Annotated in this window: 17 protein-coding genes, 2 tRNA genes and 1 pseudogene; 17 read left to right on the plus strand and 3 right to left on the minus strand. The window is 58.3% G+C overall.

Annotation, left to right across the window (positions count from 1 at the left end; genetic code table 11):
* Positions 1 to 143: 143 nt before the first annotated feature.
* Positions 144 to 578, plus strand: a complete 435-nt coding sequence (locus BBKW_RS01220; RefSeq protein ID WP_033500743.1) for a MerR family transcriptional regulator — start codon at positions 144 to 146, stop codon at positions 576 to 578.
* 201 nt (positions 579 to 779) lie between these two features.
* Here BBKW_RS01220 and BBKW_RS01225 read toward each other — a convergent pair whose 3' ends face one another.
* Positions 780 to 1,454 carry a non-canonical purine NTP pyrophosphatase gene (locus BBKW_RS01225; RefSeq protein ID WP_033500744.1) on the minus strand — a complete coding sequence of 225 codons (675 nt, stop codon included), beginning with the start codon at positions 1,452 to 1,454 and terminating at the stop codon, positions 780 to 782.
* A gap of 130 nt (positions 1,455 to 1,584) precedes the next feature.
* Positions 1,585 to 2,349: a ribonuclease PH gene (gene rph, locus BBKW_RS01230; protein ID WP_003836164.1), complete on the minus strand. Its 765-nt coding sequence runs from the start codon at positions 2,347 to 2,349 to the stop codon at positions 1,585 to 1,587.
* 258 nt (positions 2,350 to 2,607) lie between these two features.
* Between rph and BBKW_RS01235 the strand changes: the two genes are divergently transcribed.
* The 11 genes and pseudogenes from BBKW_RS01235 (at position 2,608) to BBKW_RS01285 (ending at position 13,992) form a co-directional block, all read left to right on the plus strand.
* Entirely contained in the window at positions 2,608 to 3,930 is a 1,323-nt protein-coding gene (locus BBKW_RS01235; RefSeq protein ID WP_033500745.1) for a nicotinate phosphoribosyltransferase, read from the plus strand.
* A gap of 73 nt (positions 3,931 to 4,003) precedes the next feature.
* Positions 4,004 to 5,272, plus strand: coding sequence for an aminoacyltransferase (locus tag BBKW_RS01240; RefSeq protein ID WP_033500746.1), 1,269 nt, complete (start codon positions 4,004 to 4,006; stop codon positions 5,270 to 5,272).
* Between the two features lie 125 nt (positions 5,273 to 5,397).
* Positions 5,398 to 5,473: transfer RNA gene (locus tag BBKW_RS01245), tRNA-Thr, on the plus strand.
* Positions 5,474 to 5,540: 67 nt separating this feature from the next.
* Positions 5,541 to 5,621: transfer RNA gene (locus BBKW_RS01250), tRNA-Leu, on the plus strand.
* A gap of 426 nt (positions 5,622 to 6,047) precedes the next feature.
* A complete protein-coding gene (locus BBKW_RS01255) occupies positions 6,048 to 7,055 on the plus strand; it encodes an AEC family transporter (protein WP_033500747.1) in 1,008 nt (335 codons plus the stop codon).
* A 413-nt stretch (positions 7,056 to 7,468) separates the two neighbouring features.
* A complete protein-coding gene (gene pgi, locus BBKW_RS01260) occupies positions 7,469 to 9,166 on the plus strand; it encodes a glucose-6-phosphate isomerase (RefSeq protein ID WP_033500748.1) in 1,698 nt (565 codons plus the stop codon).
* A gap of 555 nt (positions 9,167 to 9,721) precedes the next feature.
* A complete protein-coding gene (gene rplS, locus BBKW_RS01265; protein ID WP_004220134.1) occupies positions 9,722 to 10,087 on the plus strand; it encodes a 50S ribosomal protein L19 in 366 nt (121 codons plus the stop codon).
* 119 nt (positions 10,088 to 10,206) lie between these two features.
* Positions 10,207 to 10,857 carry a signal peptidase I gene (lepB, locus tag BBKW_RS01270; protein WP_033500749.1) on the plus strand — a complete coding sequence of 217 codons (651 nt, stop codon included), beginning with the start codon at positions 10,207 to 10,209 and terminating at the stop codon, positions 10,855 to 10,857.
* A complete protein-coding gene (locus BBKW_RS01275; protein ID WP_033500750.1) occupies positions 10,857 to 11,636 on the plus strand; it encodes a ribonuclease HII in 780 nt (259 codons plus the stop codon). The genes lepB and BBKW_RS01275 overlap by 1 nt, the downstream gene beginning before the upstream one ends.
* Before the next feature lie 161 nt (positions 11,637 to 11,797).
* A pseudogene (locus tag BBKW_RS01280) lies at positions 11,798 to 12,487 on the plus strand (ABC transporter ATP-binding protein); the annotation flags it as partial.
* Positions 12,487 to 13,992, plus strand: a complete 1,506-nt coding sequence (locus BBKW_RS01285; protein WP_033500752.1) for an FtsX-like permease family protein — start codon at positions 12,487 to 12,489, stop codon at positions 13,990 to 13,992. The pseudogene BBKW_RS01280 and the gene BBKW_RS01285, both read left to right, overlap by 1 nt.
* 47 nt (positions 13,993 to 14,039) lie before the next feature.
* On the opposite strand, the gene BBKW_RS01290 is transcribed toward BBKW_RS01285, so the two are convergent.
* A complete protein-coding gene (locus BBKW_RS01290) occupies positions 14,040 to 14,984 on the minus strand; it encodes an AEC family transporter (RefSeq protein WP_033500753.1) in 945 nt (314 codons plus the stop codon).
* A 138-nt stretch (positions 14,985 to 15,122) separates the two neighbouring features.
* Here BBKW_RS01290 and dapE point away from each other — a divergent pair, with 138 nt between their 5' ends.
* From dapE to obgE, 5 genes are all read left to right on the plus strand, one after another.
* On the plus strand, positions 15,123 to 16,319 hold the full coding sequence (dapE, locus tag BBKW_RS01295) for a succinyl-diaminopimelate desuccinylase (RefSeq protein WP_033500814.1): 1,197 nt from the start codon (positions 15,123 to 15,125) through the stop codon (positions 16,317 to 16,319).
* Positions 16,320 to 16,768: 449 nt separating this feature from the next.
* Positions 16,769 to 19,597, plus strand: a complete 2,829-nt coding sequence (locus tag BBKW_RS01300; RefSeq protein ID WP_033500754.1) for an Rne/Rng family ribonuclease — start codon at positions 16,769 to 16,771, stop codon at positions 19,595 to 19,597.
* A gap of 152 nt (positions 19,598 to 19,749) precedes the next feature.
* A complete protein-coding gene (rplU, locus tag BBKW_RS01305) occupies positions 19,750 to 20,058 on the plus strand; it encodes a 50S ribosomal protein L21 (protein ID WP_003836136.1) in 309 nt (102 codons plus the stop codon).
* Between the two features lie 39 nt (positions 20,059 to 20,097).
* Positions 20,098 to 20,349 (plus strand): 50S ribosomal protein L27, encoded by a 252-nt coding sequence (gene rpmA / locus BBKW_RS01310; protein ID WP_003807757.1) that lies wholly within the window; start codon positions 20,098 to 20,100, stop codon positions 20,347 to 20,349.
* Between the two features lie 196 nt (positions 20,350 to 20,545).
* Entirely contained in the window at positions 20,546 to 22,237 is a 1,692-nt protein-coding gene (gene obgE / locus BBKW_RS01315; RefSeq protein ID WP_033500755.1) for a GTPase ObgE, read from the plus strand.
* The last annotated feature ends 65 nt before the right edge of the window (positions 22,238 to 22,302 follow it).

A 22,302-nucleotide genomic window follows, 5' to 3' on the forward strand; every position in this document is an offset into this window, starting at 1 on the left:
GGCGCATGTCGTGAGTTTTTCGACGATACTATCGTCGCACTTCAAGTAAACTTGAACGCAAATATCGTCGATAGTGTGTTTCTGCATGATTGCCAATCGCAAGAAATCGCAAAATCGCCGAAAAGTAGAAATGAGACGGGAAGATGGCGACATATACGATTCGTGAGGTTGCGCAACGATTCCATGTGCAGACGTCAACCTTGCGCTATTACGAGGATCAGGGGCTGCTGTGCAATGTGGAACGCGATGATGCGGGGCGGCGCGTGTACACCGACGCGCATATTGGGCGGCTCAAGGCGATCGCCTGCTTCAAACATGCGGGCATGAGCATCGACGAGCTCAAGCGCTTCTTCGCCTACGAAAAGGACGAGCGCGCACATATCGCGGACATGTTGGAATTGTTGGAATCGCGGCATCATGCGATTTTGGAGCAGCGGGCCGCGCTGGAAGAAGCGTACATGCATCTGTTGCGCAAACTGCACTTGTACCGCGATATTCAGCGCAGTATCGAAACCGGCGAGCCATACCCGGATTGGGCGAACTACGATGGCAAGGATTTTCGCGCCGACGATCGGTGAAGATTAGTGACGGTTGGTGGAGATCGGCGACGCCCGATTGGCGTCCGGTTGGCGAAGATCGGAAATGGTGAGGTTTGGTGACGTCCGGTGAAGATCAGCAAACAAAAGGTGTGAAACCGTAAACTACAGTTCCACACCTGATAGCAATGTTGCGTCTTGTCTTGCAACGGCTTGTTCGACCCCGCGTCGATCTTGCTTCTCTTACTTCAGCAGGGCGGCCACGGATGGCAGCAGAGCGCGCAAGGCCTTGCCGCGGTGGGAAATAGCGTTCTTTTCGGCCGGTTCCATCTGCGCGGAAGTGATTTTTCCGCCCGCTTCCGTGGCACGGGCGGGCTGATCGTCGGGCACGAACAGCGGATCATATCCGAAGCCATGCTCGCCATGAGGCTCGTGCAACAGCACGCCCGGCATTTCGCCGATTTCCACAGTCTCGCTGGCAATCGCATAACGGCTGTCGGCACCGGTGCCAGCTTCGGTTTCCGGCACCACCAGTGCGGCCGCGCAACGGAAACGTGCGGTACGCTTGGCGTCCGGAATGTCGGCGATCTGCGCGAGCAGCAGCGCATTATTGGCTTTGTCGTCGCCATGCTTGCCCGACCAACGTGCGGAAAGAATGCCGGGGGCATTGCCCATCACGTCAACGATCAGGCCGGAATCGTCGGCGATCGCCGGGCAGCCCGTGCGCGCTGCCACGTCGCGGGCCTTGAGCAGCGCATTCTCTTGGAAGGTCACGCCGTCTTCCACCGGATCCGGCAGATTCAGCGAGCCGGCGGAAACCAACTCCACCTGATCCGCGTCCGCACCCAGGCAATCTTCCAGAATGCGATTGATTTCAACGAGTTTGCCTTCGTTATGGGTTGCGACGATGATTCTCACGTTCCGATTCCTTTCGTTGCTGTTCGTTGCTTCGTTGATGTCGGCTTGCCTGACATGCCCTGGCTTGCCTGGCCTACGCTCGTTTTGCGAGGCCAGCCTACGGTCGGCTTGCGTCCGGATTGCGTCCGTTTCAGTCCTGTGCGAGCGCAGCCTGTTGTGCGGCCTGCAGTTCCTTGTTACCCTTTTCCGCCAGATCGAGCAGCGTGTTCAGCTCGGCGCGGTTGAACGGGCGATGCTCCGCGGTGCCCTGAATCTCAATGAATTCGCCGGATCCGGTCATGGCCACGTTCATGTCGGTCATGGCCTTGCTGTCTTCGATATACGGCAGATCAAGCATCGGCTTGCCGTCAATCACGCCCACGGACACGGCGGAAACACTGTCTTTGATCACGCGGTCGGCAGACCTGATGTGCTTGTGCTTCTCGGCCCAACGCATGGCGTCCACGAGCGCCACGTACGCGCCGGTAATCGATGCGGTTCGGGTGCCGCCGTCAGCCTGCAGCACGTCGCAGTCAATCTGCACCTGGTTTTCGCCGAGCGCCTTCATGTCGACCACGCCACGCAGGCAGCGTCCGATCAGCCGGCTGATCTCGTGCGTGCGTCCGCCGATCTTGCCGCGCACGGATTCGCGATCAGTGCGGTCTGCGGTGGCTCGCGGCAGCATCGCATATTCTGCGGTGACCCAGCCCAGACCGGAGTCTTTGCGCCAACGAGGTACACCTGCGGTGAACGTGGCCGTGCACATCACGCGCGTATTGCCGCATTCCACAAGCACGGACCCTTCCGGAACATCCGTGAAATGACGGGTGATACGCACCGGACGTAGCTCATCCACCTTACGTCCGTCCGCGCGAATTACTGTCTGCCCGTCCAACATGTCTTTAATCGCTACCATCGCTGATTTCTCTGCTTTCGATTGATTACACGATCAACAATCGCTTGTATTTTCCGAAAAAACAGTATCACCAGCCGAAAACCCGTCTTGAGGTGCGTGAATTGTTTGCAATCGTTTGCGACCATTTTGCGCCTTTTCCGCGTTTATCTCACGTAATACAGGCATGCAAGCACGTATGATGGAACGAAAACCTGTGTGTGGCCGTGGCGAGGCCTACGCTTATGGTCAGTTTCACCAAAAGTCAGAAAGGCTTTGGAAATGCTGGATTATTCACCTGCACTCATGACCGACATGTACGAATACACCATGCTTGACGCGTGCCTGAGGGACGGCACCGCCAATCGCAAGTGCGTATTCGAAATTTTCACCCGCCACCTGCCGCTTGGCCGCCACTATGGAGTGGCTGCCGGGCAAGGACGCATTCTTGACGCGCTTGAAAACTTCCATCTTGACGATAATGATCTGAAATTTCTTGCAGATCGCAAGGTGGTAGGCCCTGAAACCATCAAATGGCTTGAGGATTTCCATTTCTCCGGTTCAATCAAGGGCTACCGCGAAGGAGAGATGTTCTTCCCGAATTCGCCGATCCTGCAAGTCGAAGGCACGTTCGGCGAGTGCACGCTGCTGGAAACGCTGCTGCTGAGCATTCTGAATTACGATTCCGCGGTTGCGTCGGCGGCGTCCCGCATGGTCAGTGCCGCAAAGGATCGCCCATGCATGGACATGGGAGGCCGCCGAACGAACGAGTGGGCCGCCGTTGCTGCAGCCCGCGCCGCCGTAGTAGGTGGTTTCAAAGGCACGGCCAATCTGCTGGCCGCGCAAATGTATGGTTTGAAGGCCATTGGCACGGCTGCGCACTGCTTCACGCTGGTACATGACGACGAGCGTAGCGCGTTCGAATCGCAGATCGCTGCGCTCGGCAAGAACACCACGCTGCTGGTCGACACGTACAACATTGAAGAGGCTGTGAAGACGGCTGTTGAGGTGGCTGGCCCTGAATTGGGCGGCGTACGCATCGATTCCGGCGACTTGGCGTCGCTGGCGCAGCGTGTACGCAACCAGCTGGACGCGTTGGGCGCCACCAACACGAAGATCACCGTTACCAACGATTTGGACGAGTATGCGCTCGCATCGCTGCAGACCGCGCCGGTTGATTCGTATGGTGTGGGCACCATGCTCGTCACCGGATCGGGCGCTCCGACCTGCGCGATGGTGTACAAGCTGACCGAACGCGAGAATTCTGCCGGCGACATGCAGCCGGTGGCCAAGAAGTCGAAAGACAAGGCCACGGTTCCGGGCCGCAAGCTCGCGTTCCGCTCGTACGAGTATTCGCTGGCCGACTGCGAACATGTGATTTCCGGTTCCGAAAAGCAGCTTGCCGCATACCGGCCGGAAGAAGGCTGGAGGGATCTGCTGGTCGACTACGTGTCCAACGGCGAAATCAACTCCGATTATCAGGGGCACGAAGCCATCGTCAACGCGCATAACTACCGCGCCCAGGCACTGGCCGAACTGCCGATCGGCGCGCAAAGCCTTATGAAGGGCGATCCGGTGATCCCCACCGAAATCACCGTCCTTTGACTCGTGCTACCATCATGCTGGTTGCGTACGGCAATCAATCTCGTAATCAACCAGCATGAAGGGGTAGGATCATATGCGAGCATTTTCTCTGGTTACGTTGAGTCCGGAGGCGTTTGACGATTTTTCCGCACACCACCCGGACGGCAACTTCCAGCAAACCTCCGCTGCAGGCCGTCTGCGTGCCGGCCAAGGAATCGAAGTGGAATACCTTGGCGTTCAAGAAAACGGCAAAATCGTTGCGGGAGCGCTGTTCGAAACGCATCGCAGCCGTCTTTCCACTTTCAGTGTGGTGCACGACGGCCCCCTGTGCGATTATCACGATCACGAATTGACCGAATATTTCATGGCCCAACTCAAGCAGCACGCGAAGGCGAAAGGTTCCGCACAGATGGAAATCGTGCCGGAAATGCCATACTGCCTGCATGATTCGCGTGGTGGCGAACTGCCAGCCGACCAAGGTGGTGCTCCTGCTGACGATGCCGTGGAAACGTTGAAAAACCTCGGCTTCATGCATGACGGCTTCACAATCGGCTACACTGCGGTGCCGCGCTGGCGTTACTTGAAAGACCTGACTGGCATTACCGACGAAAAGTCACTGCTCAAGTCGTATGACAAGCGCACGCAGTGGAGCGTGAAACGTGCCGCATCTATGGGCGTGCATGTGCGCGAGCTAGACGAAGACGAGCTGCAGGTGTTTGCCGACATCGAGCAGGCCACCGCCGAGCGCCGTAATTTCGAATATCGCGGTGAAGCCTATTTCCGCAAGTTCAAGCAAGCCTATGGCAGCAAAGCCCACTTCATGGTGGCGCAGATTCACATCGGCGAATACATTGCCGACATGGAATCCAAACGCGATGTCTTGCAGAAGAAGGTCGATACGCTGCAGGCCAAATACGATGAGCATCCGACCACCAAAACGGGACGCCAGTTAGGGGAAGAGTCCCGCAACCTTGCAGCGGCGGAAAAGCGTTTGGCTGAAGCGGCCGAGTATGCCAGAGATGGTGACGTGCTTCCGGCGGCGGCCTCCCTGTTCGTGGAACATGCGCGTGAAACGGTGTATCTGTTCTCAGGTAGCGTGGAGAAGTACAAGCCGTTCTACGCTTCCGCGCTTATTCAGCATGATGCCATGCTGCATCTGTGTGTGGAGCGTGGCGTGACCCGTTACAACTTCTACGGCATCGACGGTGTGTTCGACGATCCGAACAGCGAAGGCCGTGGCGTGCTCGAATTCAAGCAAGGTTTCAACGGGTATGTTGAGGAACTCATGGGTTCGTTCGTGCTTCCCGTGCGCCCGTTGGCATTCAAGCTCAAGACTTCCGTACGCAAACTCCTGCGCCGCTAGTCCTAGGGGTCGGGCCTGCACCACGCTGAAAGTGGAAAGGCGGACGCGACGCGGATTTGCGCGGGGCGAGTTTTTCTGATACGCTCTGTGTCTTGTGCGCGGATGGCGTATGCTTACCGGGCATTGCCACTTTAGCTCAGTCGGTAGAGCGGCTCACTCGTAATGAGCAGGTCGACAGTTCGATTCTGTCAAGTGGCTCCAGTGCCCTAGGTGTGAAAGCATCTAGGGTTTTGCATATCAGGAGCGTTTCGCTCCGGTATGGCTACTTGCGCGAGTGGCGGAATTGGTAGACGCGCAGGATTTAGGTTCCTGTGTCTTTGACGTGTGGGTTCAAGTCCCATCTCGCGCACTTTCAAAAAATGGCGGCAGCCTGCCTGTTCTTGGCCATCGCAGACCATTCAATAAGCCTTTCTGAGAACATTTTGAGAATATTTCGCACGTTGGCGTCCCGATTTCTCCAGTGGGTGGAGGAATCGGTACGTTGGAGAACCTGTGGGCGGGTGAATTCTTCCAGTGGGTGGGGGAATCAGGACGTTGAGAGGCGCGTAAGCGGGAGGATTGTTCCACGCACTGGGGGATTCGGTGCGCTGAGGGGCTTGTTGGCGGGATGATTCCTCCAGTGAGTGGATGTTTTTCCCGCTGGGGTGGCTGTGGGCGGGTGGATTGTTCCAGTGGGTGGGAAATTAGGGCGCGGCGGGGAGTCGGCTTGGTGGCGTGGGATGCTCCTAAGATGAACTTTGGGTAGGAAGAGAATCCTAAGGATTAGGGGTATGTTGTGTCTGCGCTGATTCAGCCTATTGCGTTGCTACTGATTATCCTCGCCGGATATCTGTTTAAGCGGGCCGGCCTGTTCAAGGATCGCGATTATCGCATTATTCAGACCATTATTTTCAATCTGGTGCTGCCGGGCGCGATTGTCTATTCGTTTGCTACGAATCCGCATGATTCCAGCATGCTATTGATTTCGCTGTTCGGCTTGATCATTGCGTTCATTCCGCCGGTCGTGGTTTTCTTGACGTCCCGCCATCGCCCGGTGCAGGATCGCGCGTTCATGATGTTGAACGGCTCCGGCTTCAACGTTGGCTGCTTCTGTTTCCCCGTAGTGCAGGCTTTTCTTGGCACGGGCGCGATTGTGCCCGCCGCCATGTTCGACATTGGCAATTGTGTGATGGTTGCCGCCGGCACGAATGTGATGACGCAGACGCTGCTGCATATCAAGCCTGGCACGCCGCTTACTGAGCAGTATCAGGGCCATGCGCCCACTCTCCCGTATGTGAAGCTGAAAGACAAGGATGCCAAGCGTCTTGCCCACAAGGCTTTGGCCCGCAATGTGTTCAAGGGTTTCTTCGGTTCGGTTCCGTTCGACACGTACCTGATGATGATCATTCTCACGCTCGCTAACGTGAAGATTCCTGACCTCATCGCCACGCTCGTGCAGCCGCTTTCGAACGCGAATTCGTTCTGCGCAATGCTGATGGTGGGTATGCTTATGGATTTGCCGTCTGGCAGACAGGATGTTCTGAAGCTCCTTGAGGTGATTGGTTGGCGATTGCCATTCGGCATTGCGTTTGCCGCTGCTGCCTGGCTGCTATTGCCGTTCGATGCTGAGATTCGTGAGGCGGCCGCCATGTGCTGTCTAGCGCCGATTGCCGTGTTTTCCACGCTGTTTACCGACAAGGTGCTTGGCAATGCGAAGCTTGCTGGTTTTACGCTGTCGATTACTGCGATTATCAGTTTGCTGCTGATGACCGGTGCTCACTTCGTGTTCGTCGCGCTCGCATAAGAACGGCAAGGAGATCGTTACCGGGTGCGAGAGATTATTTGTGACCCCTGCAGAAAACGAAGTTGTTGAATGCTTGCTTGCTGGTAGTTGCAGTGCCGTTTTCTTGTCGTTCACTGCATAATGCGATCGTTTCGTTTATTACATGTTTGGAAGTATGACGAAGACTTGCGGCGGAACTATGCATACGATTTCAGTAATCGTCAAAAGTATGCATGTCGAAGATGAAGGTGGTCGGAACCGCGCTATATTGCGAATCTTAGTGAATATGTTAACTCAAGAAACATTTTTGTGTTGTTCTGTCTTATTTTGTGGGTATCTTGTGAGGTGAAGAGATACGGAATGCGGCATGCGGGAATCTGCAGAGATCCTCAGCTCGTTCCGCTTCATAGTGATGATGAAAGGACCTATACACCATGGCCATCAATCCTCCTGTTGACGCCACCAAGACCCCGGAGTGGGCCGCACTGCAGAAGCACTACGATGAGCTGCAGTCCGAAGGCATCAGCCTCAAGCAGTGGTTCGCCGATGACGCCGAGCGCGTCGAGAAGCTGAGCTTCGATGCGGGCGATCTGCACTTCGACCTGTCCAAGAACCTGATCAAGCCGGAAACCCTGCAGCTGTTCGCAGACCTCGCCAAGGCCGTCAAGCTCGACGAGCGCACCAAGGCCATGTACACCGGCGTACACATCAACAACACCGAAGACCGCGCCGTGCTGCACACCGCACTGCGCCGCCCGGCCGAAGACGAAGGCAAGTACATCGTTGACGGACAGGACACCGTCAAGGACGTGCGCGAAGTGCTCGGCCGCATCTACGCCTTCGCCGACAAGGTTCGCTCCGGCGAATGGACCGGCGTTTCCGGCAAGAAGATCGAAACCGTGGTCAACATCGGCATCGGCGGTTCCGACCTGGGCCCCGTCATGGTGTACGAAGCGCTGAAGCCGTACGCTGACGCAGGCATCTCCGCACGCTACATTTCCAACATCGACCCGAACGATCTGGTCGAAAAGACCAAGGGCCTCGATCCGGAGACCACCCTGTTCATCGTCGTTTCCAAGACCTTCACCACCTTGGAAACCCTGACCAACGCTCGTGAAGCCCGCACCTGGCTGCTTGACGCCCTCAAGGCCGCTGGCGCAGTCGACGGCTCCGACGAGAAGAACGCCGAAGCCATCAAGAAGCACTTCGTCGCCGTCTCCACCAACCTGGAGAAAGTTGCCGAGTTCGGCATCGACCCGGCCAACGCCTTCGGCTTCTGGAACTGGGTTGGCGGCCGCTACTCCGTGGACGCAGCCGTCGGCACTTCCCTCGCCGTGGTGTTTGGACCGGAACGCTTCGAAGAGTTCCTGCACGGCTTCCACGAGATTGACGAATACTTCGCCAACACCCCGTTCGAGAAGAACGTGGTCGTGCTGCTCGGCATGCTGAACGTGTGGTACCGTAACTTCTTCAAGGTCGCCTCCCACGCTGTGCTGCCGTACGACCAGTACCTGCACCGCTTCCCGGCCTACCTGCAGCAGCTGACCATGGAATCCAACGGCAAGTCCGTGCGTTGGGACGGCACCCCGGTCACCTCCGAAACCGGCGAAATCTTCTGGGGCGAGCCGGGCACCAACGGCCAGCACGCCTTCTACCAGCTGATCCACCAGGGCACCCAGCTGATCCCGGCCGACTTCATCGCGTTCGTGAACACCCCGAACCCGACCAAGGATGGCGACCAGGACGTGCACGAGCTGTTCCTCGGCAACTACTTCGCACAGACCAAGGCCCTGGCCTTCGGCAAGACCGCTGACGAAGTGCGCGCAGAAGGCACTCCGGAAGAGATCGTTCCGGCCCGCGTGTTCACCGGCAACCGCCCGACCACCTCCATCTTCGGCGTGGCGCTGACCCCGTTCGCAATCGGCGAGCTCATCGCCCTGTACGAGCACATCACCTTCGTTGAAGGCACCGTGTGGGGTCTGGACTCCTACGATCAGTGGGGCGTCGAGCTGGGCAAGCAGCTCGCCAAGCAGATCACCCCGGCCATCTCCCAGGATGACGAGGCTCTGGCCGCTCAGGACGCTTCCACCCAGTCCCTGATCCAGTTCTACCGCGCAAATCGCAAGTTCTGATTTCAGAGAAATCAGAATGCTGCGTTCAGTGGCGCGCATAGCGTCGTAGCGCAATAACTTCCAAAGGGCTCAGCATTTCGGTGCAGAGCCCTTTTTGCTGCCCCTGAACCATTATTCCCAAATATCCAAGCTCCACGTTTCGTGCGAAATCAGCACAATGAAGTTCTGCATATCGTTCATAGGAGCAGTGTTTTCCGCGGAGAATAGCCATTCTTTAAATAGTCAATCATCAAGAACTTTTGCGGCGAGTTTTGGGTGGTGTGAGGTCTGGTGGGTGGGGTATTTTTGAATATTGCTGTGCCGGGATTCAGGACGCCGCATAATTCTGGGTCCCTTCGGGTCCAGCCGGAAACAATCGCAAGATTGAGCGGAACATTGCACGAACGCAAGCCTTGTGAACGCAAGTTGTACGAACGCAAGTTGCCGCGATTTTCGGCGGATTGGCAATCCTTCGCAGGCAGACCTGCGAAGAACATACCAGGCAGAACGAATTTGCGAAAATCGTGAAGCCCTTACCTGTGCGCTGATATGCGGCGGCGACTCGAGGAAAACACAATGGTTAACGCTATTGAGGCATTTGACGCCAAGCACATGAAGCCGGCCGAGGAAATCCCGGCATTCCGTCCGGGTGACACCGTTGAGGTCAACGTGAAGATCCAGGAAGGCAACAACTCCCGTATCCAGGCCTTCACCGGCGTTGTGATCGCTCGTCAGGGCGGCGGCGTTCGTGAGACCTTCGTTGTTCGTAAGATCAGCTTCGGCACCGGTGTTGAGCGCCGCTTCCCGCTGCACTCCCCGGTCATCGACTCCATCAAGGTGGTCCGCAAGGGCCGTGTGCGTCGCGCCAAGCTGTACTACCTGCGCAACCTGCGCGGTAAGGCCGCTCGTATCGTTGAGCGCCGCGACAACTCCGAGAAGTGAGTTTCAAACGCAAATAAAGCGTGAAATTGGCCCTCAGCCTTACGGCTGGAGGGCCTTTTTCTATTCTTGGCCGCTATGATAAGGGTCAGTGTGCAAACCGGACGATAAAGGAATCATGTATGAGGCATGCCAAAGAAAAAAACAATAGCGGCGACAGCTTTGGCTTGCGCGACACCTTGGTTTGGTGTGGAATTCCTATTATTATCGTGCTGCTGATACGCATTTTCCTACTCGGATTCTACGTGATTCCTTCCGGATCCATGATGAACACCATCGAACCAGGCGACCGCGTGATCACCTCGAAACTCACTCCGAAAGTCTTCGACCTGAAACGCGGCGACGTGGTGGTGTTCAAAGACCCCGACCACTGGTTGCAGCAGGAAGACAGTAGCAAATTCGTCGGCGACTATCTCATCAAACGACTCATCGGGCTGCCAGGAGACACCGTGACGTGCGAAGGGCCGGGCAAGCCGATCACCATCAATGGTGTGGCGATTGACGAAAGCGCGTACATTCGCCCAGGCGTGGACCCCAGCTCATTCGCGTTCAACGTGACCGTGACCGAAGGACACGTGTTCGTTATGGGCGACAATCGCGCCAATTCCGCCGATTCGCGCTACCATCAGAACGATTCCTCACATGGACTCGTGCCCATTTCCGACGTAGTGGGTGTCGGACTCGCAAAATATTGGCCATTGAACCGCATCGGCGGGCTCGATGCGCACCATGAAGTGTTCGCCGACATTCCAGAAGGAGGCTCGGCGGTCTGATGGCGGTTTCCGTAATTCCCACATTAGATTTGGAACGCGCTATTGCCGAACAAGGCTACGATGTGATCGTCGGCTTCGACGAAGTGGGGCGTGGATCTCTCGCAGGGCCGGTAATGGTTGGTGCGGCTGCGATTTGGGCGCGTGACTTGGATGGGTCGGCTAGAACTTCGCAAGAAGGCTCGCAAAAATCTTCGCCTCTGGAAGTGCCGAAAGGCGTGGCCGACTCCAAAATGCTGACCGAACACAAGCGCGAAGCCATCTTCGACGAACTCGAACAATGGTGCGCCGCATGGGCGGTCGGAGCAGCCTCCAATACGGAAATCGACGAATGGGGTATTTCGTACGCGCTCGGCGTGGCGGCACTGCGGGCGCTCGCCGAAGCGGAACGCAAGCTTGGTATTGGCGAGGGTGAATCTGCTGGAATCGCGGGGTCTTCTGAATCATCGGAAGCATTGAATAATCTGAAAATCGGCGCGATTCTTGACGGGCCGAACGACTACATCACCAAAGCACTCAACACCTTCGACGCACCCGACGTGCCAATTCCGGCGGACGTGACCTGCAAAGTCAAAGGCGACCGGCATTGCGCGACCGTGGCGACGGCGGCCGTCATCGCCAAAGTCACACGAGACCGACTCATGGTCAAATTCGCCGCGCAGCCGCAATATGCGCCCTACGAATGGGCCAACAACAAAGGCTACGGATCGGCGGCACACCGCGAAGCCATCGTCGAACACGGCCCCAGTGACCTGCACCGCCTCTCCTGGCACCTCGTCTGACATACGGCATCTCATCCGCAGTCCGCGATTACGCTAATCCTTGCGGATGATGCATGCCGGAAGGAAACCTGTAAGTTCATCCCGCCGTCTGATGGCCGGGACCAATCCGTTTCCGTACCGTAGGAAACATGGAACACATACTTCAGGCGACCGATCTGGTCATGGATTATTCGACCCAACAGGCGACACCGAATGCCCCACACATGCTGGCGCTCAATCACGTGGATTTCGGCATCCAGGCAGGCGAAAGCATCGCGGTCATGGGCCCGTCCGGTTCCGGCAAATCGACGTTACTGCACGCACTCGCCGGCATCATCACTCCGACAGCCGGCAATGTGATGTTTCGCGGTGCCAACCTAGCGCGGTTGAGCGACGCTGACCGCACCAAACTGCGCCGCAGCGCCTTCGGCTTCGTCTTCCAATCCGGACAGCTGCTGCCGGAACTGCCGGCCATCGAAAACATCGCGTTGCCGATGATGCTGGGCGGCGCAAGCTACCAGCAGGCCACCGACACGGCCATGCTATGGCTGGAACGATTGGGATTGCGCCAGCTCGCGCAACAACGTCCCGGCGAAATGAGCGGCGGCCAGATGCAGCGCATCGCCATCGCACGTGCGCTCGCCGTGCAGCCGGCAGTCATCTTCGCCGATGAACCGACCGGCGCGCTCGACCAGACCACCGGCCACGAAATCATGAGCATTCTCATGCGGACCGCACGACAGACCGGCGCGGCCGTGGTCGTGGTGACGCACGATTCGAACGTGGCCGCATTCTGCGATGCCACCGTTACCATGCGTGACGGCAGGCTGAGCTCGCCGCAGCAATCCCAACCTACCGCCGGAGGCGCACGATGAACATGTTCCGATTATGGCGATTGTTCCACCGCTCCGGCACCCACGGCACATCCGGCCGCACCTCTGCGCTGGCCATTGTTGCCTTCGCATCCGCCACCGCCGTCTTCCTAACCGTGCTCGGAGGTCTGCATGGCTTCATCTGGCGGGCCTCCGCCGACCACACGTTCGGTTGCATGATCAATTCCAACAGGTGCGCGCCCGGTACATACGAAACATGGTCCAAAACCCTGGCGCACGCCGACAAGCTCGTCGCCACGGTCGGCGACGGCCATTGGACGGCCGATCAGGCCACAGCCGTCATGAACACCTATTCCGACGGCTATGTGATGCTCGCCGCATTCGCCAGTCTGCTACTCATCGTGCCATTCGCGGCGCTCGCCGGCTCGGCGGCCCGTCTCGCGGCCTCCCGCAGGGACGCACGTCTCGCCGCACTGCGACTTGCGGGCGCCACCACCGCGCAGGTCACGAAACTTACCGCGCTCGATGCGGGTGGCCAGGCTCTGCTTGGCGCGCTGGTCGGCATAGCCGGCTACTTCGCGCTGATACCGGCGATCATGCTGCTCGACTTCCAAAACCAGCATTTCACCTTCGAACAGTTGTGGGTGGGACTGCCTGCCCTGGCGGCCGTGACTGTCGGAGTCACGCTGCTTGCCTTGGTCTCCGCGCTGGTCGCCCTGCGCCGCGTGGCCATCACCCCGCTTGGCGTGACGCAACGTACCGGACAACCCATGCCGTCCGCATGGCGCGCATTGATTTTCCTTGCCGTGTTGGCCGTAGGCTATCTGCTGCTCAACAGCGTCTCCGCATTCGCGCACTTGGGTCAGATGGTGGTCTACGCCATCATCTTCGGCGTCTTCTTCCTCGGTTTCGCCATGGTGAACGTCGTCGGTACCTGGGTGGTGGCGATGCGCGCCAGATTGCGTGCGAAACACCCGAAGGACGCGGCCACTATGATTGCCATGCGCCGTATCCTCGACAATCCCAAGCGTGCTTGGCGCAACGTGTCCGGTGTGGCGCTCGCTGTGTTCATCGCGGGGATGACGTCGGTGTGCGGATTGCTCGCCACCGGAATCGGAGGCAACCACGACCCGTTCGACCCATCTATGCTGTACATGCGCGATATAGCGATGGGTGGTTTCCTGACGCTCGCCTTTGCCGCGGTGCTCGCCGCCGTCAGTTCCGGCGTGATGCAGACGGGCAACGTCTACGACCAGGCCGACGAGTACCGCATGCTTGCGTTGGAAGGTACGGATGAGGCGACGCTCGACAAGGCACGCATGATGGAAGTGATCACCCCACTCAACACGGTGATGGCCGTTTCGTTGGGGTGCTCGGTGTTGTTGCTGTTTCCGATTCTGGCAACGTCGTTGCTCAATCCGGCTTCGTTGCTTACGTTGGCCGCGGGAATCGGCTTGTGTTATGCGCTGATGGTGCTCGGAGGGTGTGCCGCGAATCATGCGGCGCACGGGCTCGGTCATGTCGGCTACCGTATGGACGATTGATGGCCTCGCCGCGGCGGTCGTGGATACCGCGGCGAGGACTGGCGAGGTCAGCCGAGGAGCACCGCGATGATTGCGATGAAAATCGGTGATGACAGCGTCGAGAAAAGAATGCCGTCGCGTGCGAACGAGAGACCCACGTTGTACCGCGCCGCGTAGTTGTAGACGTTCTGCCCGGTCGGCAGGGCGGCGAGCACCACGCACGCGTACAGCGTGGCACCGCGGAAGCCCATCACGAAATACGACAGCAGGAACGCGATGATCGGCATCACGATGTTCTTCAAAGCGGCCACCGTGAATACCGCCGGAATATTCGACTTGTCCTGCAACGGCTTTGTGCCGTGCAACGACATGCCGAACGCCATCAGAATCATCGGTACTGCGGAATCGCCGATCATATCGATCGGGTCGTAAATACAGTCCGGCACCACGAAATGACCTGCTTTTGCGGAAATCGCGGATACGGCGATGCCCAGCAGCGAACCGATAAGCAGCGGCTGATGCAGCGGCTGCTTCAGAATCTCCCTCGTGGAGACCTTGCCTTTGGTGGTCACATCGAGCACGGTCAGGCCGATCGGTGTGAACACCGCCTGTTGCATGACCAGAATAGGCGCGACCAAAGCGGGATTGCCCAGAATGTACGTGGCGATCGGCAGACCGATGTTGTTGGAGTTCAGATACAGCGAATTCAACGCGCCGATGGTGGCATCCGCCGCCTTCAGATGGAAGAACAGCCTATTGAGGATCAGAAACACCAATCCGACCAGCACAGCCGAGAAGAACGCCACAACAATGGAGGAGTGGAATATCTCGAAGATTCTCTCCTTGGACAGGATGGCGAACATCAGGCACGGGCTTGATACGAAAAAGCTGAACCTGTTGAGCACCATCTGCGCGGTAGGTCCGCCTATGCGCATGCGCGCGGCCACGTAACCGGTGCCGATGACGATGCCAATGACGCAGAAGCCTTCCAATGCGCTTAACAGACCCGGCATGACACTCTTCCTTTCGCTCTCGGCCGTTGGTTTGGCCGTTATCCAGTGTTGCACCATGCATATGGATAACATCCGATCCGTCTCAAAAGCGTTGTCGAACGGCGATGTCGGTTCCGGTGGTGCTGGATAATGGGCGGTATGAACGAACTTGAGATTGGATTTTCCGCTTCCGCCACCAGGCAGGAGCAGCTGAACGGGCTGATGGAACAGATCATGGGCTCCTATTCCGTGAGCGACGACGAAGGCCCGTTGACCGACGCCGTCGAAGCGTTTCTAAACAAACAGCAGCATCTGACAGTGCGCAGGCATGGCGATACGCTGGTTGCGTCCACGAATTTCGGACGTGAACGCCGCGTGATTCTCGCAGGGCATCTTGACACAGTGCCGGTGATCGACAACTTCCCGCCGCGATGGCTGGAACCAGGCGATCCGCTGATTCGCGAGGATGTTGCCGCCGGCCATGAGCAGGAGCGCGTGCTATGGGGACGCGGTGCCACCGATATGAAGGGCTCCGACGCGGTGATGCTGTATTTGACGGCCACGTTGACGGATGCGAAATACGATCTGACATACGTGTTCTACGACCACGAAGAGGTTGCTGCCGAAAAGAACGGCCTACGCAAGGTGGTCGAGGCGCATCCTGATTGGATTTCCGGCGATTTTGCGATTATTGGCGAGCCGACCGATTGTGGTATTGAGGGCGGCTGCAATGGCACGATGCGTTTCGACGTGATCACGCATGGCATTGCGGCACACTCGGCGCGAGCTTGGATGGGCAAGAACGCCATTCATGCGGCCGCTGAGATTCTGAACCGGCTGAGCGCTTATGAAAATCGTGCGATTGAAGTGGATGGCCTGACGTATCAGGAGGGGTTGAATGCCACCCTGATTTCAGGCGGCAAAGGCACGAATGTGATTCCCGACGAATGCCGCGTGCACGTCAACTATCGTTTTGCCCCCGACAAGTCGTTGGCTGAGGCGAAAGCGCTGATGATTGGCGCGGACGCCGGTGCGGAATTGGGCAATGGCGAGCATGTTGCCACAGGCGGCGTGTTCGAAGGCTTCGGCATTGAAATGCAGGACGAGTCGCCTTCCGCGCGTCCGGGGTTGACGTCGCCGCTCGCGCAGTCGCTGGTGGAATTGGTGCGCGAGCGCACGGGGCGTGAGCCTCTGGCCAAACTTGGCTGGACGGATGTGGCGCGATTCTCGATGCTGGGCATTCCTGCGGTGAATCTGGGCGCGGGCAGCCCGTTGCTGGCGCACAAGCATGACGAGCAGCTGCCGGAATCGGATCTACTGCTGATGGCCAACTTGCTTGAAGACTGGCTGAAGTAGCTGTCTGCTGCCTTTTTCTGCCTGCTATCGGCTGTTTGTTGTTTTCCGTCTTCTGTCTGCACAACCTAAGAAAGCACCCCGATCTGCGACTTGTGTAGACGGAAAAACGACTTGTGCGGACGGGGTCTGGGATTTGCGGGCGGGGAACGCGAGCGGCGGGTTGCAGGATCCGGAAAATTTCCCGTCATGTCACGTTCCGTTGTTTTTTGTGTCATACTTATAGACGGTGGTTCTGCAAATCACCAATGCATCCGATGGCGTTGATCCCCTCGCGTGAAGTTCATGTGTGCCCGCGAGCGCTGGTGTCCGCCGTCGCATGATGAGGACTTTTGACGGAAGTTGCTTCCTACGGGCGCCATGATGCGCGGCCACGGTGAGAGCGTGGTGTGAGAACCGTATGGGGCCTAAGCGTGGGCGGCGCGATTGCAGCGTGCCGTCGAGGAGCCATTGTGCCTAATACCAATGAGGGCTTCGATCAGGTCGAAGCCGTGGCATCACCTGAGCATGCCGTGAATGTTGTGAAATTCGAATCGGCCCAGTCCGATTCTGCGCCGCGTCGCCGTCGTGGCGGTCGTCGTGTGGTGCGTGGGGTTGGAGCCGCTGGTGCGTCTTTGGAGTTGAAGGTCGAGGAGCATGCCGCGACCCCGCTATTTGAAGAGCCGAAGTTACCGGTTGCGCAGCCTGCACATGATGCCGGTGACGTCGCTGCTTCCAGTGATGATGGTGATTCCGATGGCGTGTCTCGCCCGACTCGTCGCCGTCGTCGTTCGGCCCGGCCCGACGATGATGTTCGTGAGATTGCCGATGAGCAGTCGACGCGTACTCGTCGCCGCCGCGCGGTGCAGGTCGAGGATGAGCGGGATGAGGATCGCCTGCGTCGCCGTCGTCGTTCCGTTGAAGATGCGGATGAGTATGACGAGATGCCGCGTCGTCGCCGTCGCAGTGCCGTCGATGATTCCCGCGATGAGGAATCGTTCGAAGAACGCGCGCTTGATGCGGTTGATATGTTGCCGGAAGGCCATGAGGTCCGTCATAATCCGCGTCCGATGATGTCGCTGCTGTTCCAGGAGCCGGTTTTGCCGTCTGCTGCGGATTCCCGTGACAGGTCCGATGACGATCGTGACGATTCCCGTGAATCTCGCAATGATCGCAATATGCAGGATCATGACGATGCGCAGGGTGAGGATCGTCCGACCCGTCGCCGTCGCCGTCGTAATCGTGACGTTGCTGACGAAGAGCGTTCCGAAGACAATCGCAGTGAACGTAACGAGCGTGACAATCGTAATGATGATGCGGAAAACGATGAGGAAGGCGGATCTCGCAAGTCCCGTCGTTCCCGTCGTTTGAACGCGCAGGAGCGTCGAGCTGCGGCCGAGGTCGAGCAGATTGAAGAGGATTTGATCCTCGACGATATCACGTACGCGCCTATCGACGAGGAAACACGTGGCAATCGTGGTGACGATGATGATGACGAGCAGCCGACGCGCACCCGTCGTCGCCGTCGTGGCCATGGCAGTCGTGAGGAAGCTGACGAACGACAGCAGGAGAACGTCGAAGGTGAGTCTCGCCGCCGCCGTGAGGAGGATGACGAGGAAGAGGGCACGGTGACCCGTCGTCGTCGCCGCCGCCGTGGCGGCGCGAAGGCCGAGGAGCAGGAAGAGATGCTCGTACGCCGTTCCCGCAAGCAGCAGTACATTGACGAGATCACCGATGTCGAGGGTTCGACTCGACTTGAGGCCAAGAAGCAGCGCCGCCGTGACAATCGCCGCGAACGCAGCCGTCAAAGCCAGCTCATGGAACAGGATTTCCTGGCTCGCCGCGAGCATGTGGATCGCCTGATGGTGGTGCGCGAGCGCGAACGCCACACGCAGATTTCCGTGATCGAAGACAATGTGCTTGTCGAGCATTACGTGTCCGACATTCAGGAAGTCGCCACCGTGGGCAACATCTATCTTGGTCGCGTGCAGAACGTGCTGCCGAGCATGGAGGCCGCGTTCGTAGACATCGGCCAGGCGCGCAACGGCGTGCTGTATGCGGGTGAGGTGAACTGGGATTCCGCACGTTTGGAAGGCCAGCCTCGCCGCATCGAACTCGCGTTCAAATCGGGAGACCCAGTGCTCGTGCAGGTCACTAAGGATCCGATCGGGCACAAGGGCGCACGACTGACCTCGCAGGTCACCCTTGCGGGCCGTTTCCTGGTGCTCGTGCCATCCGGTGGCATGACGGGCGTGAGTCGCAAGCTCAGCGAGCGCGAACGTTCCCGCCTCAAGAACATCGTGTCGAAGGTTGCTCCGAAAGACATGGGCGTGATCATTCGTACCGCTGCGGAAGGCGCTTCCGAAGAGGCGATCACCAAGGATCTCGAAAGCTTGGTGCGCCAGTGGGAACGCATCACCGACAAGCGTGACGAATTCCTGCACGGCAAGCGTCCGAAGCTGCTGCAAGGCGAGCCGGACGTGGCGATCCGCGTGGTGCGAGACATCTTCAACGACGACTTCTCCAAGATGATCGTTGAAGGTGACCGCGTGTACGGCCGTATCGAGGAATACCTCGACACTATGGCTCCCGACTTAAAAGACAAGCTTGAAAAGTGGGATCCGGCCGAACATGAAGGCAAAGACGTGTTCGACAAGTGGCAGATCGACTCCCAGCTGCGCAAGGGCATGGAACGTCAGGTCTACCTGCCGTCGGGCGGCTCGATCGTGATCGACCGCACCGAAGCCATGACCACCATCGACGTGAACACCGGCCGTTTCATCGGCCGCGGCAAGAGCCTTGAGGAGACGGTGACCCGCTGCAACCTCGAAGCTTCCGAAGAGATCGCACGTCAGCTGCGCCTGCGTGACATCGGCGGCATGGTGATGATTGACTTCGTCGACATGGTCATGCCAGCCAACCGTGATCTGGTGCTGCGCAGACTGGTGGAATGCCTGGCTCGTGACCGTACCAAGCATCAGGTGGCTGAAGTCACCTCGCTTGGCCTGGTGCAGATGACGCGAAAGCGCATCGGACAGGGCTTGGTGGAGGCCTTCTCCGAGGAATGCCCGACCTGCAAGGGCCGTGGATTCATTCTTCACGACGAGCCGACCGTGTCCGCGGATTATGACGATCCGTACGCCTTGAAGGGCGGCGACCCGTTCGTCAAAACCAACAAGCATGGTCACGGCACGGACGTGCAGGTGCCGAAAGGCTCCTCGCCGGACGTGAAGGCCAAACTCGCGCAGATCGCGGCGGCTGCCGTGGCTGCCAATAATGCGGAACTGGGCGAGGAAGCATAGAAGAATAAATGATTATTCCGGTCTGTCAACCTGACACGCCGGGAACAGACTTGCGGTTGTACGCGGGTATGTGTAGATTAGATTGCTGGTGTCTGGCCGCGAGGCTCGAACGTGCCGGGCAGTAAGCTTTCCAAGTTAATAAAGGAACGGATATGTACGCGATTGTGAAGGCCGGCGGCCATCAGGAAAAGGTTGAGGTCGGTGACGTCATCTACGTCAACCGTCTCGAGGCTAAGAAGGGCGAAACCGTGGAATTCCCGGTTGCTCTCGTTGTGGACGGCTCCAAGGTTGTCCTCGGTGCCAAGGATCTCGCCAACGTCAGCGTCAAGGCTGAGGTTGTCAACGATGAGGCCAAGGGTCCGAAGATCAGCATCATGAAGTATAAGAACAAGACCGGCGTTGCTCGTCGCAAGGGCCATCGCCAGCAGCTGACCGCTGTCAAGATCACGGCTATCGCCTGATTGACGCAGGGTTAGAGTCAAGGACCGAAAGGAACAGACATGGCACATAAGAAGGGCGCGTCCAGCTCGCGCAACGGTCGCGATTCAAACGCGCAATACCTCGGTGTGAAGAAGTTTGGCGGCGAAGCCGTCGTGGCCGGCAACATCATCGTTCGTCAGCGTGGCACCAAGTTCCACCCGGGTGAGAACGTCGGCATGGGCAAGGACCACACCCTGTTCGCCCTCAAGGACGGCAGCGTGAAGTTCGGCGTTCGTCGTGACCGCAAGGTCGTCGACGTGATCGCCGCCTGAAATACGCGCAATCAACGCTTATAAGATAAAGCCGCGCCCGTTGTGGACGCGGCTTTTCTTTATTTTGATAATCGCTGAGGATTGCTTTCCTCCAGTCCGTCCCAAACGTCACGTAACGTTGCATGCAGAACATGCATGCAGACTTGCGAACGGACAATAAATCGGACCGTTTCGAACAAACGATTAAGGTAGATACATGAGTGATTTCGTCGATCGCGTGACCGTCCATGTGAAGGGCGGAGACGGCGGCAACGGTTCCGCCGGCATCCGTAGGGAAAAATACAAGCCGTTGGCAGGCCCGAATGGCGGCAACGGCGGTGACGGTGGTTCCGTGATCTTCTTGGCCGACCAGAACGCCAACAGCCTGCTCGACTACCGTTTCATGCCCCACCGTGAGGCTGGAAGCGGCACCATGGGCTTGGGTGACACCAAAGACGGTTCCAAAGGCGCCGATCTGATTCTGCCCGTTCCCGTAGGCACCGTGATTTTCGAAGCCAAAGGACCGCAAGGCAAGCCCAAGCATCCAGGTGAACAGCTCGCCGATCTTCGCCACGCCGGGGACAAGTTCGTTGTGGCCGCAGGCGGCAATGGTGGTCTTGGCAACGCCGCACTGGCCAACCGCACCCGTCGAGCCCCGGGCTTCGCGCTCTTGGGCGAACCGGGTGAGGAGCGCGACGTCATCCTCGAACTCAAATCCATCGCCGACGTGGCATTGGTGGGCTTCCCGTCCGCAGGCAAATCCAGCCTGATTGCAGCCATGAGTTCCGCCAAGCCGAAAATCGCCGACTACCCGTTCACCACGCTCGTGCCGAATCTTGGCGTGGTCATGGCAGGAGACATGCGTTACACCATCGCCGACGTGCCAGGCTTGATTCCGGGAGCCTCGCAAGGCAAAGGCCTCGGCCTTGAATTCCTGCGCCACATCGAACGCACCGAAATCATCGCCCACGTAATCGACTGTGCCACGCTGGAACCTGACCGTGATCCGATGAGCGACTACAAGGCGCTTGAACACGAGCTGGCCGAATATGCAGATAAGCTGGAACTGCCATTGGGTGCGATTCCGATCCCCGAACGCCCCCGCATCATCATCCTCAACAAGGTCGATATGCCGGAAGCCAAGGAATTGGCCGAATTCGTCAAACCGGAATTTGAAAAACTCGGTCTCAACGTGTATGTCATCTCCACCGCATCCCATGAAGGTTTGAAAGAACTCAACTGGGCGTTGGCATCCATGGTCGCCGACATGCGCAAGGAAGTCGCCAAACGCGAACAGGCCGAAGAAGAAGCGCGTGTGGTCATCAAGCCGCTTGAAGAGCCTCGCAATCGCCGCCGTCGCAACGACGAAGGCGGCACCGCGCTTGACTTCACCGTGGAACGCAAGGAGGCCGGCAACGGCGATGTCTGGTATGAAGTGCTTGGCACCAAGCCGGAACGTTGGGTCATGCAAACTAACTTCGACAACGACGAAGCGGTCGGCTACCTGGCAGACCGCCTCGCCAAGCTTGGCGTTGAAGACGAACTGCGCAACAAGGGCGCCAAGCCGGGTGATGAAGTGCGCATCGGCAAGGGTGCGCGAGCCGTGGAATTCGATTGGGATCCGACCATTGCGGCAGGTGCGGAAATGCTTGACGGCGCCCAGCTTGGCGCACGAGGCGTCGACCTGCGACTGCAGGAACAGGACGGCCGTTCGCAGCGCCGCACCAACGCGGAACGCCGTCGCCAATACCACGAAATGATGGACGCACGCCAAGCCGTGCGCGAAGCCATGATGGCCGAGCGTAAGGCCGGACACTGGGCCGATCCTTCCGTGGACGACGACCGGCATGACGCAACCAGCCTCTTCGGACGCGGTGAAACCACCGAATCCGAAAACGTGGAACAATAGAAACAGCAATACGCCCGCTGATGTGCCGATTGGCATGTCGGCGGGTTTTCTTTTCGGCCATTCGA

It is taken from the genome of Bifidobacterium catenulatum subsp. kashiwanohense JCM 15439 = DSM 21854 (assembly GCF_001042615.1).
GTDB classification, from domain to species: domain Bacteria; phylum Actinomycetota; class Actinomycetes; order Actinomycetales; family Bifidobacteriaceae; genus Bifidobacterium; species Bifidobacterium catenulatum.

Excerpts from the sequence above, each read along its gene's own strand:
- BBKW_RS01220 (WP_033500743.1), top strand. The coding sequence starts at position 144 with ATGGCGACATATACGATTCGTGAGGTTGCGCAACGATTCCATGTGCAG.
- rph (WP_003836164.1), bottom strand. The coding sequence starts at position 2,349 with ATGGTAGCGATTAAAGACATGTTGGACGGGCAGACAGTAATTCGCGCG.
- BBKW_RS01235 (WP_033500745.1), top strand. The coding sequence starts at position 2,608 with ATGCTGGATTATTCACCTGCACTCATGACCGACATGTACGAATACACC.
- BBKW_RS01240 (WP_033500746.1), top strand. The coding sequence starts at position 4,004 with ATGCGAGCATTTTCTCTGGTTACGTTGAGTCCGGAGGCGTTTGACGAT.
- pgi (WP_033500748.1), top strand. The coding sequence starts at position 7,469 with ATGGCCATCAATCCTCCTGTTGACGCCACCAAGACCCCGGAGTGGGCC.
- rplS (WP_004220134.1), top strand. The coding sequence starts at position 9,722 with ATGGTTAACGCTATTGAGGCATTTGACGCCAAGCACATGAAGCCGGCC.
- lepB (WP_033500749.1), top strand. The coding sequence starts at position 10,207 with ATGAGGCATGCCAAAGAAAAAAACAATAGCGGCGACAGCTTTGGCTTG.
- BBKW_RS01275 (WP_033500750.1), top strand. The coding sequence starts at position 10,857 with ATGGCGGTTTCCGTAATTCCCACATTAGATTTGGAACGCGCTATTGCC.
- BBKW_RS01285 (WP_033500752.1), top strand. The coding sequence starts at position 12,487 with ATGAACATGTTCCGATTATGGCGATTGTTCCACCGCTCCGGCACCCAC.
- BBKW_RS01290 (WP_033500753.1), bottom strand. The coding sequence starts at position 14,984 with ATGCCGGGTCTGTTAAGCGCATTGGAAGGCTTCTGCGTCATTGGCATC.
- dapE (WP_033500814.1), top strand. The coding sequence starts at position 15,123 with ATGAACGAACTTGAGATTGGATTTTCCGCTTCCGCCACCAGGCAGGAG.
- rplU (WP_003836136.1), top strand. The coding sequence starts at position 19,750 with ATGTACGCGATTGTGAAGGCCGGCGGCCATCAGGAAAAGGTTGAGGTC.
- rpmA (WP_003807757.1), top strand. The coding sequence starts at position 20,098 with ATGGCACATAAGAAGGGCGCGTCCAGCTCGCGCAACGGTCGCGATTCA.
- obgE (WP_033500755.1), top strand. The coding sequence starts at position 20,546 with ATGAGTGATTTCGTCGATCGCGTGACCGTCCATGTGAAGGGCGGAGAC.